At 65.5% G+C, this 12,354-nt stretch carries 13 protein-coding genes; 2 read left to right on the top strand and 11 right to left on the bottom strand.

Features of this window, described 5'->3' with window-relative positions:
• From CH295_RS09050 to CH295_RS09010, 9 genes are all read right to left on the bottom strand, one after another.
• A partial coding sequence (locus CH295_RS09050) for a TerD family protein (RefSeq protein WP_252341971.1) occupies window positions 1-557 on the bottom strand: 557 nt, incomplete at its 3' end.
• Window positions 558-647: 90 nt separating this feature from the next.
• Window positions 648-875 carry a helix-turn-helix domain-containing protein gene (locus CH295_RS09045; protein WP_032378705.1) on the bottom strand — a complete coding sequence of 76 codons (228 nt, stop codon included), beginning with the start codon at window positions 873-875 and terminating at the stop codon, window positions 648-650.
• Window positions 875-1,474 (bottom strand): hypothetical protein, encoded by a 600-nt coding sequence (locus tag CH295_RS09040; protein ID WP_252341970.1) that lies wholly within the window; start codon window positions 1,472-1,474, stop codon window positions 875-877. Before CH295_RS09040 ends, CH295_RS09045 begins: the two co-directional genes overlap by 1 nt.
• 84 nt (window positions 1,475-1,558) lie before the next feature.
• On the bottom strand, window positions 1,559-2,305 hold the full coding sequence (locus CH295_RS09035; RefSeq protein WP_094740451.1) for an ESX secretion-associated protein EspG: 747 nt from the start codon (window positions 2,303-2,305) through the stop codon (window positions 1,559-1,561).
• A gap of 2 nt (window positions 2,306-2,307) precedes the next feature.
• The gene (locus CH295_RS09030; protein ID WP_094740450.1) at window positions 2,308-3,684 is read right to left on the bottom strand and encodes a PPE domain-containing protein; all 1,377 of its coding nucleotides are present in this window, start codon (window positions 3,682-3,684) and stop codon (window positions 2,308-2,310) included.
• Window positions 3,685-3,723: 39 nt separating this feature from the next.
• Window positions 3,724-4,527, bottom strand: coding sequence for an HAD family hydrolase (locus tag CH295_RS09025; RefSeq protein ID WP_170945828.1), 804 nt, complete (start codon window positions 4,525-4,527; stop codon window positions 3,724-3,726).
• Window positions 4,524-6,857 (bottom strand): phosphoribosyltransferase, encoded by a 2,334-nt coding sequence (locus CH295_RS09020; protein WP_094740449.1) that lies wholly within the window; start codon window positions 6,855-6,857, stop codon window positions 4,524-4,526. The genes CH295_RS09025 and CH295_RS09020 overlap by 4 nt, the downstream gene beginning before the upstream one ends.
• Complete coding sequence (locus CH295_RS09015) at window positions 6,854-8,002, bottom strand: HpcH/HpaI aldolase/citrate lyase family protein (protein WP_094740472.1); 1,149 nt, start codon at window positions 8,000-8,002, stop codon at window positions 6,854-6,856. The genes CH295_RS09020 and CH295_RS09015 overlap by 4 nt, the downstream gene beginning before the upstream one ends.
• A gap of 23 nt (window positions 8,003-8,025) precedes the next feature.
• Window positions 8,026-9,111 carry a hypothetical protein gene (locus CH295_RS09010; RefSeq protein ID WP_037195637.1) on the bottom strand — a complete coding sequence of 362 codons (1,086 nt, stop codon included), beginning with the start codon at window positions 9,109-9,111 and terminating at the stop codon, window positions 8,026-8,028.
• 220 nt (window positions 9,112-9,331) lie between these two features.
• Between CH295_RS09010 and CH295_RS09005 the strand changes: the two genes are divergently transcribed.
• Both CH295_RS09005 and CH295_RS09000 read left to right on the top strand, forming a co-directional pair.
• Window positions 9,332-9,907 carry a TerD family protein gene (locus CH295_RS09005; protein WP_027495074.1) on the top strand — a complete coding sequence of 192 codons (576 nt, stop codon included), beginning with the start codon at window positions 9,332-9,334 and terminating at the stop codon, window positions 9,905-9,907.
• Window positions 9,908-9,999: 92 nt separating this feature from the next.
• The gene (locus CH295_RS09000; protein WP_037195213.1) at window positions 10,000-11,097 is read left to right on the top strand and encodes a DUF475 domain-containing protein; all 1,098 of its coding nucleotides are present in this window, start codon (window positions 10,000-10,002) and stop codon (window positions 11,095-11,097) included.
• 9 nt (window positions 11,098-11,106) lie between these two features.
• Here CH295_RS09000 and CH295_RS08995 read toward each other — a convergent pair whose 3' ends face one another.
• Window positions 11,107-11,472 carry a helix-turn-helix transcriptional regulator gene (locus CH295_RS08995; RefSeq protein WP_094740448.1) on the bottom strand — a complete coding sequence of 122 codons (366 nt, stop codon included), beginning with the start codon at window positions 11,470-11,472 and terminating at the stop codon, window positions 11,107-11,109.
• Between the two features lie 172 nt (window positions 11,473-11,644).
• On the bottom strand, window positions 11,645-12,343 hold the full coding sequence (locus CH295_RS08990) for a response regulator transcription factor (RefSeq protein ID WP_094634939.1): 699 nt from the start codon (window positions 12,341-12,343) through the stop codon (window positions 11,645-11,647).
• Window positions 12,344-12,354: the final 11 nt, after the last annotated feature.

Raw genomic sequence — 12,354 nt, 5'->3', positions numbered from 1 at the left:
GGAGTGGCGGGGGCGGGAGGAGGTGTCGGGGCAGGAGCAGGAGCGTCGTCCACGGACACACCGTGGTCGGTCACCAGCGCGGCGAACCCGCCCGCGTAACCCTGCCCGACGGCTCGCACCTTCCAGCTTCCTTGTCGGCGGTAGATCTCCAGCGCGATCACGATCGACTCCGAGCTCAAACCGTCGATCGTGTACTCGTACAGCACATTTCCGCTTGCGTCGCTCACTCGCGCGACGGGAGCGGCGGATCGACCGAAGTTGCTCGACGCGTCGTCGAGGGTGATGACGGCGCGGATCTGCTCGATGTCGGCGGGAACTGCAGCGAGCGATACGGCGAGCCGGGCCGGGCCGCCCTGGCTGGGCTCGAGGCGCACGCCGGGGCCGGTGGGCTGGTTGAAGAACACGAAATCGGCGTCGGTGCGTACTTTTCCGGCGTCGGTGACCAGCAGCGCAGACAGGTCCGCAGGTACGGCCAATGCGATGGAGACGACGACGTCACCGACGGTGAGGGGGCCGTTCTGACCCTTGGACAACGGTTGACCGGCCGGAGCAGACAATGTGGTGGACTCTCTCTCGAAGTGCTGGTTACCGTCATCCAATGTACTTGTTCGATTTGTCCGACTGGTGTGGCTGCGATTCGGTGGCGGTCAGATCTGGCGGAGCGTGAACAGGTCGCCGGGTGTGCAGCCGAGGACGCGACAGACGGCGGTGAGTGTCGAGAATCGGATGGCCTTGGCGCGGTCGTTCTTGAGCACCGACAGATTGACGACGCTGACCCCGGCGAGACGCGAGAGCTCGGCGAGCGTCATTCCGCGGGCGTCGAGAATCTCGCCCAGATGGCAGACGACGAGGTGGTCGACGAATTCCTCCGCCATCAGACCAAACCATCGGCATCGCGCGCGAGCTTGGTGCCTTGGGTGATGGCGGCGTAGACGAACTGCAGGAAGGTCGACACGGCGATCGCGATCCAGAGACCGGTGACAGGCCGCGCAGTGTCGATGGTCGTGCTCAGCTCGAGCGCACCGACGACGCTGTTGGTGCCGAGCATGTTCATGAACCCAGTGATGATGGGGTACGCGAGAATGCACACGCCGATCAGCACGACGTCGGTGCGCGCGGCGTTGGTGAAGGGATTCCCAGCGATCACGCGGTTGCAGAAGCGGTAGAAGAACAGCAGACCCACCAGGATGATGACCAGACCGACGACGGTTGCGCCGTAGCGCATCACGTCGATGAAGCCCAGCAGCCGCGTGATCTCGGCCTTCGGAACACTGAGCTCGACCGAGTTTCCCGGTTGCAACTGGCCCCCGAACAACTCGACGGGCGGTGTGTTCGATTCGGGTTCGACCGTGGCGACGACGTAGTCCGAGGAGTGGTATTTCCACATCTTCCAGCCGGACCAGCCCACGGCCAGTGCCGCATAGAACACCATCGACCATTTGTTCGTCCGCATCGAGCTCAGTCCGTATGCCATCCCGCCGCCTCCATATCGATAGTCGATAACAACGAATATCGATAACCTATCGCTTATCGATAGGGTGTCAAGGGCCGGCCGTGTTCACCGCCTCAGAGCAGCCGCCACATGTCGCTCGATTTCCGACGCCAGGCCGGCGGTATCGGCAGGCGCAATGTCGATCGTCTGTGCGGAGTGCACGATGTACCGGCCGTCCTGCTCGAAGTCCATCCAGAAGAACGAGACGGCATCGGTGTCGCGGCGGTTGTCGTAGGTCTTGCCACGCGCGACGATGATCTCGCCGACTGCAGACCGTGGGCGGTCGAAGAACGACCGGAACTGCTCGTCCGCCGTCGCACCCCGGGTCGCGGTGGACAGATGCGACCCGCCCGAAGTCGCTGCAGCAGTAGCGCGTTCGAGTCGCTCGGCCGGTCGGTGGCCGGCAGCAACAGTGGGTACGGATCCGAGAGCTACGGCGGGGGCATGGGCCGGGTCGGTCAGTTCGATGGTGACGGCACCGCCGGAGGAGGCGTCGGGCCCCGGCTCCTGGATGAGTACCGTGGCCGTGTCGTGACGAATCGCTGCGTGGCTGCGGACGATTCCGTAGCGGGAATCGGTTGTCTCGCCTCGACATTCGATACGAACGATCGGGTCGACGATGGTCCGAACAGCTGCGCCGAGCTTCTCGTCCATCATCGCGTCGATCCTCGCCGACGCCTCCCGCCGCAGTTGTCGGAGTTCGTTCACGGTCTCGACGTCGATGGTGACCGCCAGGGGATACGGCAGTCGGTCGCGCCCGAATCGACTGCACAGCAGCATGAAGTCGATACCGGGCATGGTCCAGCTCGTCATCGTCAGCCGCCGAGTACCGGAGGTGCAACCAGAGGCAGATCGCCGATCAATTCGCTGCCGTTGCTCACGTCGACGAGGTAACCGGGAGTTGCGTGTTCGCCGTCGTTGTCGCCGGCACCGCGCGCACCGCCCATGGCACCCATTCCCGGCATGCCGTGCGCTCCCGCGCGCCCGGCCGCCGCAGCTGCGCTGCCGGGACCACCGGTACCGCCTGCCCCGCCGCCCGCCCCGCCACCGATCGGAGGGCCGAGAACCGATCCGCCGTAACCCGATCCGGCACCGGAACTGCCTCCGGATCCGACTCCGTATCCCGCACCGCCGCCGTAGCCCGAACCATTGGATCCGGCGAAGCCGCTGCCGCCTGGCCCTGTTCCGCCGTAGCCGCCGCCGGGACCAGCGCCGACCCCGGAACCCGTACCACCGCCGGAAGCACCCGGCCCGGTGGCCGCTGCGGCACGAGTTTCACCGGAGTTGTCGGCCGGAGGCAGGGAACCCGAACCGCTCGACCCGGGCTGCTCCGACGCAGCAGTACCGCTCCGACCCGCTTCGGCAGCCTCGGCGGAGCCGGCCTGCGCCTGTGTTGCAGCAGTCCGGGCCGCCGAATCTCCTCCGTCCGCGCCGGTGGTGCCGGAGGTCGAGCCGATACCTCCGCCCCCGGCGGAGGTGCCGAGTCCCCAGCCTCCGCTGGAACCGCCACCGTCAGCGACCGGGTTGTGCGCCGCCGGTAGCACGGGGACCTGGGAATCGGACTGCAATACCCCTGGTATGTAGACCGAGCGCATGATTCGGCGTGCTTCTTCCTGCTGCTCCTCTCGGGCCGACACTGCATCCTTCGCGGCGAAGGGAATGGGCAGAAGGGCATCGATCATGCTGCTTCCGGGCGCAACCACCGGTGGCATCCGCGACTGTGTCTGCGTGAAGCCGGAGTGCGCCTCGAGCAATTTGTTGCTGATCAAGCTCATCGAGGTGGACAGCGCGGTCGCGGACGAGACGTAGTTGCCCACACCGCCGCGGACGGCGTCGGCTGTCGGTCCCGACCAGCCCGACGTCATGGCCGCCTCGATGCCGGAACGGAAGCCGTCGGATCCGGTGGTTGCGGCAGCGGACAAGTCGTTCCAGTTCTTGGACGAGTTCACGATGGTGGCGGTTCCCAGCGATTCGACCATGGTCACGATCTGCTCGTGCGGCATCACCTCGAACGCCTCGGTGATGACCACTTCGGTCGGCTCGAACTCGCCGCGGTAGTCGAGGGCCACGTTCGCCTTCTCGAATGCCGCGTCCAGAACGGAGTCGAGAAATTCGGGACCCACCGGCGTCACGAACGTACTGGTGACGATCTTGTCGATCGTCGCTGCGAGTTCCTCGTACGGATCCGTCATACCCACCCCTTGCCCCACGTCTGTCTCCCCGACGAACAGTTAGACGCGGCGCACGGCGGTTCGGTTCCGCAGCCACTCGAGGATTTCCTCGGTGGCCCGGACGCCGGAGGAGTCGGTGACGGTCAAACCAGGCCGGGTGAATCCGAGCAGCTCCAGTTCACCGTGCCGCGGACGGATCGCGGCGTCGGCCGCGATGAGCATCTCGGCGTCGAGCGCCCCGTCACCGGCGGCGAAGACTCGGGCAGCGGCGTCGAGGGTGCCGTCCTGAATCAGCCTGGTCCGAACCTCGGCCACCGCAGAGCTCTTGCACACCGCGTTGGGCATCGTGTAGATCTTGCGCCCCTGTTGCGAGACGTTCCAGTCCCGAGCGGCGCACCACTGCGACCACTCCGCGACGAAGCCCTCGGGCACAGCGGCCGTGTTCACCACCAGGTAGCAGAACAGGCCGTCGGCCTCGCGGTACTTGAGCACCCAGTCCTCGGAGACCCGCGATCTCAACTCTGCACCGATGCCCGCCAGATCCAACGCGAACCCGTTGCGCCAATGCATGTCCGGCTCACCGTCGACGAGGATGTTGCCGCCGTTGCTGGTGATGGCGTATCGCCAGGGTGCGCCGGGCAGCGCGATCCGTCGAAACTGTTCGATGGTTCGCGTGGTGGTCGGCACCACGATCACGGTCTCGCTCAACGCTCGAAGGAGTGCAACCGAGCGAGAGCTCATGTAGGACAGTGGCTTTCCCTCGTACATCTCGACACACTCGAACGAATCGTCCAGGGGGACACCGAGTGCGCCCTCGGAGAAGATCATCGTACGGTCGAGATCCACCGCGACGAGAGAGCTCACGACGCGTCCGCGTTCGAGACGTTCTTGATCAGCCCCATGCAGGAGTAGGCGAGGTCGGGAACCACGTCCACCGGTACTCCCCTGGCCGCGGCGAGCATCCGAATGTGTTCGTGCTCGGGCGCATCGGCGTCCCGCACCAGCACCCGCCACGGGACACGGCGCAGCAGCACCCGAGTGGTCTCGCCGACGCCGGGTTTGACGAAATTGACGTGCGAGATGCCGTACTCCTCGCGGACCTTCTCCACCGATGCCCATCCCGTCCAGGTGGGGGTTCGGTCGGAGGCGAGCACGGCGGTCACCGAGGCGGCGACCTCCTCCCGGACGTCTTCGAAACGTGCAGCGACGGTGTCGAGCAGGTGACGCGAGACGTCGTCGGGCGCGAGATCGGCGTAGTACTTCGCGCCGTGGAAGTCACCGGGGCGAATCAGTTCGTCGTTGAGCACGGTACGTGAAACTAGACCCGACACAGTCGAATTGAGGCAGGCCGACGCGATCAGGAAGTCGTCACGGGTGCCGTACGTGCGCGCGCAGTTGCCCGGATCGGCGAGCACGGCGAGGTCGTCGTCGAACTCGGCTCCGGGAAAGTCGCGGAGTGCGGCGGTGAGTTCGCGGGCGATCGCACCCTTGCCGGTCCAGCCGTCGACGAACACCACCGAGCGTGAGTCGTGGTGCTCGGCAAGGTAGCGCAGTGCGACGGCGTCGATACCTCGATCGCGCACGATCGAGACGGCGTAGTGCGGAATTTCGATGCCGTGGGCTGCGAAGGCCCAGCGGCGCATGAGAATTCCGACGGGGGTGCCCGCGCGGGCCAGCGAGGCTAGTGCGATGTCGTGGCCGCGCTCGGCCAGCACGACCTCGGTGACGGTTCCGACCGCGACCGCCAGCCGCGATGCACTGTCCTGCAGCACCTTCTCGAACAGTTCGCGGTAGGCGAGATCCGGTTGGTACTCGACCGGGAGCGATTCGGCGTAGTGGGCGTCACCGGCCTGAATGCGCTTCTCCCGCTCTTCGATTCCTGCTTCGAGCGAGACCGACGAGAGGTCCTTGAGCAGCCAGGTGACTTCGTCCGCTGCGTAGGAGCCGAACTCGGGTCCGCGGAGTGGTTGTGCCCGCCGCGAGACCTCGAGCGCCACCGGGTCGGCTCCGGTCACGACCACGAGGAGTACGTCGGCGCCCGACGCGGCGAGAGTCTCGGCGGCTGCCGCGAGGGCGTCGGTGTCGGCGGGGGCGTCGGCGACGAGCACCAGTGTCGCCTCGTGCGGCCCGGACGCGTTGTAGAGGTAGCGCAGTCCCGATTCGTCCTCGGGCGCGGCGAATTCGAAGCCGCGGCGCAGGGGGTAGTCGGGCACGTCGAGAACGTATGCCGGTGACCGGGTGGTGGTCTGGAACAGGGCACGGTGTCCCCGCTTCTGCAGTGCCGCCGCGAGTCGAAGCGGCAGATACATCAGCTCCTCGTGGCCGATGACGACCACCGGTGCCGATTCGGGGAGCGCTGCAGCGACGGTGGCCGACAGATCGTCGATCGCGGAGTCGAAACCTGCCGCGTCGGATCGGAGGAATCCGTGGCGGCCGCCGTCGGGCAGGGTCGCCGGCCAGTGGGCGTCGACTCGACGAACCGAACCAGGCTGTGCAGCAGTGGGATTGAACACCGGATCGGGTAGGTCCAGCACCGTCTCCACCAGACCCTGCTCCAGCTCGACCGATCCCTGCGCCAGGCTCACGTTGTCGATTCGAACGCCGAGTTCCGTTGCCACCGCAGCGGCAGCAGCGAGATGCTCGGCGGTGCGCATGTCCACCAGGGAGGCGATGACGTAGTGCGCGCGCTCGGCCGACGCGTGAATCTGTCGCAACGCATCCAACGCGGTCGCTCCGGTCGAGATCTCGTCGTCGACGAGTATCAACGGCAGGTCGCCGGCGAGCAGGTCGGCCGATGTGGGCATCAGCAGGTGGTCGGTGGCGTGCGAGTGACCCTCCTCGAACTCGCCGTGCACGGTCATGCCGGGAACGGGGCGACGCGTCGAGTGCAGGTAGCAGTGTGCGCCCAGAGCCGTCGCAACCGTATGGCCCAATCCCGTTGCCGTTTCCGCGAATCCGAGAACGTCGACATCGGAACCGTTCACCGCGGTGCGCACCAGAGCGGCCAGTTCGTTGCCGGCGGCGATCACGACGTCCGGGTCGACGGGTATGTGTTTGCCGAGCACCGTCGAGACCAGCAGGTGGGCGCGGCGGGGGTTGCGACGCAGACCGGGACGCACCAATTGTGTTGCCGTCCAGGACGACGACGAGCCGGTGTCGGTGAGCACGATGCCGTCGGCCGGATTCGCGTTCATCGCTGTGCCAGTGCGGTCAGTAGATCCACGAACGTGATCCCCTCGTTGGTGACGCCGAACGCCTTGGCGCGCACCATCGTCTGCTTCGCCCAATTGCGGTGCGGGCCCAGTTCGTTCATCTTGTTGCGGTAGCCGGATGCCTGGACGCCGCCCTGGTCGGACGAGAGAATGTCGAGTGCGTCGTGGTACTCCTCGTGCGTCACTGCGGACAGTGCGTGCACCGCAGGCACGTGCGAGGGGTGGATGACGGTCTTGCCCTGAATGCCGTTCGCACGGTCGAGTGCCACCTCGCGCAGGAGGGCGTCGAGGTCGCTGCTGACCAATTGCTGGCGGAAGCGTACGGCCTCTTGGTCGACGAACGGCGTCTGACGCAGCAGGGGACGGAACATGCGTTCGTGGTCTGCGAAGTACTCCCACACCGGTCCGGTGATGACGAATCCCGATCCGTCGTACCGGCCCAGGTGATTGACGATCGCGCTGATGACGTCGGCGACGACGCGGACGTCGTAGATCGTCAGGTCGCGGTCGCGGCGGATGCCGAAGGTCCCGCACATGTCGGTGGCACCGATGCGCACCGCCAGCACCGTGTCGCGATAGCGGCCGAGGAGTTCACGGATGGCAACGAGTTCCGCGTCGCGCGTCTCCCGGTGCACCACTTCCGTGGATTCGAGGACGGGCATGGCGAACAGACGGGTGCCGTGTGCCTTCGATGCGGCGACGATCTCGTCGAGGGACTCGGCTCCGTGTGCTGCCGTGAACTTCGGTACGACGAATCCCGCGAGCCCGGCGGCACCGTGCTCGAGGCCGGCGCAGATGCTGCGGATGTGCGCGGCGGTACGAGCCCGAACGAACACGAGCGATCTCGAACCCGAGAGTTCGTTCAGAGTTCGCACGGTGTTGGCCAGCGCTTCTTCCAGATTATGGTCCGCCACAGCGTCTTCGAGATCGATGACGATGGACCGAACCCCCTCGTCGGTGCGTTTGTTCACCGTCGCGGTCAGGTCGGGACGCGTCGCCGGGATGTACAGCGTTGCGCCGAGAGCCGTTGCCACGAGGTCGTTTCCGTCGCTCGTCTCGATGTCTTCCGGCTGCAGGAAGAACACTCGGTCACGGGTGTCTGCGTCGAGATGGCGAAAGTGTTGCACCACTGTCCTTCGTGTGAATGTGATCAGTGCGAGGTACGCATGCGGTCGATCACGCCTGCGATGAAGTCCGAAATGGTATCCAGATCCTGCAGATATGACCAGTAGTCGGGATGGGTACCCGTCAGCGCCGTGCTCGCCCTGTCGATCCGGGCGAGCTGAGCATCCAACACCGAGCCCCATTCGGCAACCAGACCGCGATTGATCGCGAGTTGTTGAGCGTCACGAAGTTTGAACCGCACTTTGTTCTCGGTCTCCTTCGGATCGGCCTTGACCGCGCGCAGTAGCCGAACTCGGTCGGTGACCGCGTCGACCAGCTGTTCGGCATCGCTCAGGTGTTGGCGCGCCTGGGTCACCAGATCCAGTGCGTGTTCGGGATTGCCCGCACCGAGTGCCGAACGCGCCGCGCTCAGATCCTCGTCGGCCTGCTCGATGTGACGCGCACTCGACCGTTCGTTGCGAGACAGGTCTGCCGAGCTCTTGGCGTTGAACTCCCGGAGCAGACTCGAGAATGCCGGGGCAATGCCCTCGGATCTCGTTCGCACGGCTTCGATTCGGGTGCGCACCGAGGCCAGTGCCGTCTTGGCCTCCTGAAGACGTCCCGGGGCCGAGTCCACGGCAGCCCGCAGTGCGGCGGCTCGGTCACGGACCAGGGCGGCGTGCTCTCGGGCACGCAGGGGGTCACGCTGGTCGGCCTGCAATTGCGTTGTTGCCGAATCGAGTTCGCGCCACGCCTGCCGGAGTGATGGGTAGCCGGCAAACTGTTCGTCGACGGTGGATCGGGCTGCGTCGGCCTCGGCCAAGGCGTCCTGGACCAGGCGCGGGGTGGCGGCGAACTGAGCGGAGGCCTGCTCGAGGGTGCCTCGATGAGCGTCGTAGAACCGGTCCACGGCAGTGCTGGCATCGTGCAGAAGCGCGGTCGCTCGGTCGAAGGCCGATCTGGCGGCCGGGGTGGTGATTCCGTCGAACTGCTCGACGGCAGCGAGGTAGGCGGCTCCGGCGTCGAAACACTGCTTCTCGGTGTCGGTCCATCGGCCCGCGAGTCGATCCTGGGGGCGCAGTGCGGTGGAGGCCTCGACGCCCGCCGAGGCGATGGACTGACGCTTGTCCATGTCGAGAAACGCGGCGACAGCGTTGTCCTGGGAACGACGCGCGGCGGCGTCCGCTTCGGCACCCCGGCGGAACACCCCAGGCCAGCGACTTGTCACCTGTTCGATAGTACTGACGGGAACCCTGGCGATGTCGTACTCGTTGGCGGAGTACGTCCAAGAACCGGACATTCCCACTACGGTTGAACCCGTAACGGGAAACCAATTGCGAAAGGACCTCTCCATGGGCGTCAGCCTCAGCAAGGGTGGCAATGTCTCGCTCACCAAGGCAGCTCCGAACCTGACCGCGGTTGTGGTCGGTCTCGGATGGGACATCCGCACGACGACCGGCACCGACTTCGATCTCGACGCCAGCGCCATCGCTCTGAACTCGACGAAGAAGGCCCTGAGCGACGGGCACTTCGTGTTCTTCAACAACCTGAAGTCTCCCGACGGCTCCATCGAGCACACCGGCGACAACACCACGGGTGAGGGCGACGGAGACGACGAGCAGATCAAGGTCGATCTCGCCGCTGTGCCGCCGGAGATCGAGACCATCACTTTCCCCGTATCGATCTACGATGCGGACGCACGCTCGCAGTCGTTCGGTCAGGTGCGCAACGCGTTCATCCGCGTCATCAACCAGGCCGACAACTCCGAGCTCGCTCGCTACGACCTCAGCGAGGATGCCTCCACCGAGACCGCGATGGTCTTCGGTGAGCTGTACCGCAACGGCGCGGAGTGGAAGTTCCGCGCAGTCGGTCAGGGCTACGCGTCCGGACTCGCAGGAATCGCGCGCGATTTCGGAGTAAACGTGTAGTAAAGACCCTCTCAAGATTGGGAGTACCCCCGCCTCGTCATTCATGATGGGCGGGGGTTTTTCCGTCTTTAGTCTCGAGAAGGGCCACGACTGTGGTTGTGAAGATCTTCGGATGGTCGATCGCGGTCACCATCGTGTCCGTCATCGTGGCTTTCCTGTACGGCGGGATCGAGGCGATGATCCTCGTCCTCATCCTCGGTGTGCTCGAGGTGTCGCTGTCCTTCGACAATGCCGTCATCAATGCCACCGTGCTGCGACGCATGAGCGAGTTCTGGCAGAAGATCTTCCTCACCATCGGCATCATCATCGCCGTGTTCGGTATGCGGCTGCTGTTCCCGCTGGTCATCGTCTGGGCTGCGTCGGGCCTCGGTCCGGTCGCCGCCATCGATCTGGCGCTGAATCCGCCGGCAGACGGCGCCGCGACCTTCCCGGACGGTTCGCCCAGCTACGAGACGCTCCTCACCGACGCGCATCCGCAGATCGCTGCATTCGGCGGCATGTTCCTGCTCATGCTCTTCCTCGGCTTCATCTTCGAGGACCGCGACATCACCTGGCTGAGCTGGCTCGAGAAGCCCCTCGCTCGCATCGGCCGGCTCGATCAGCTGTCCGTGGTCGTCGCAGGCCTGCTGCTGGTACTGAGCGCCGAATTCCTCGCCGACGATGACAAGATCTCCACCGTCATGGTCTCCGGCGTGCTCGGCATGATCACGTACATCGCGGTCAACGGACTCGGTGAGCTCTTCCACGTCGAAGAAGAGGGCGAGGAGTCCTCGAACGGTCCGAGCGAATTGGCGAAGGCGACGGGTAAGGCCGGGTTCTTCCTGTTCCTCTACCTCGAGGTGCTCGACGCGTCCTTCTCGTTCGACGGTGTCATCGGTGCCTTCGCCATCACCGCGGACCCCATCATCATCGCGCTCGGCCTCGGCTTCATCGGCGCGATGTTCGTCCGCTCGATCACGGTCTTCCTGGTTCGCAAGGGAACGTTGTCCGACTACGTGTACCTCGAGCACGGTGCGCACTGGGCGATCGGTGCGTTGTCCATCATCCTGCTGGTCTCGATCGGTGTGCACATCAACGAGCTGATCACCGGTTTCGTGGGAATCCTGTTCATCGGAGCCGCTCTGCTGAGCAGCATCCGACGCAACAAGCGTCTCGAGAAGGAAGGCGTGGAGACCGCCGTCAGCGTCTGACCGGCGGTCTCACAGCTCCGAGATATCCACCAGTCCGTCTTGGAGGGCCCGTGCCACCAGCCCTGCCTTGGTCGGTGCCGGGCGCCCGACAGAGGTGTACTTGGCCCGAATGCGGGTGAGGTGGGTGTTGACGGTGCCGAGCGAGAGAAACAGTGCTTTCGCCACTTCGGTCTTCGAATCGTGTCGAATCCAGCAGAGCAGGACCTCGATCTCGCGGTCGGTCAGATCCGGTCGGGGCGGGAACGGGCTCGCGGCGGCGGGAACGGGGTGTACCTGCATGGGGGGCGGAACCAGGCTGATGGGGCCACGTGAGCGAAGCGGTGCCGGGAGCGATGAGCCGCTCTCGGAGGGCATGGGGTCGAGCAGAGCGGACATCAGATCTCCCGGGCGCCGAAGTGGGTTGAGACCAACTAAACCAATGAGAACGATTCTCACAGGTAATGCGCAGGTTTTCTGCCCTGACAATTAGGGGCATTGAACCGTCAACCATGCGTTTCCCTCGTGCCGAGACTGTGGGATGAACCACAGCAGGGCCGCCGTCGTCGAGTCAATCCTGCGGAGGTAGCTCGGGCATCGGGAGCCAGCCGTCCTCGACCGCTCGCTTGTACAGATCGGTTTTCGTCGGTGCCGGACGCCCCGCCTCGGCGTATTTGTTGCGGATCCGAACCAGATAGTCGTTGACGGTCTGCTCGGACAGTCCGGCCAGGCGGGCGACGCGTCCGGCCTTCTCGCCCGACGCGTAGAGGGCGAGTACCTCGCGCTGACGTGGACTGAGTCCGACGTCGGGGAGCTGCGGATCGCCGTCGATCGCGGCAGCCCAGTCCGTCGTCACGACCTGCCCGCCGCTCGCTGCGCGTCGGATCGCGGAGACGATCGCCGCTGCGGGTGCGGACTTTCGGACCACGCCCAGCACGCCTGCACGGGCTGCCGAGCGAACCAGGAAGGCGTTCTCGGCACCGGTGTAGACGAGGACGCGCGCGCCTGCATTGTGCAACTGCTCCACGTTCGAGCGGGGTGACGAACCGTCACCGAGACGAAGATCGAGCACGACCAGATCGAATGTCTGCTGCTGGGCGAGCAACTCAGAGACCGTGGCGGCGGTGGACACCAGTTCCAGATCGGGTTCGTCCGCGAGCATTGCCTTGAGTCCGAGCGCTACCGATTCGTGGTCCTCGACGAGGCCGACGCGTCGTACTTCGGTGATCTGCTCCCCGGTGTTCCCCTGCGATCGTGACGCCTGCGTCATGTCCCCGCCCC

Source organism: Rhodococcus sp. 14-2483-1-2, assembly GCF_002259405.1.
GTDB lineage: Bacteria > Actinomycetota > Actinomycetes > Mycobacteriales > Mycobacteriaceae > Rhodococcoides.
Note: the sequence above shows the minus strand (reverse complement) of the source record. Positions and strands in the feature narration are given on the sequence as shown.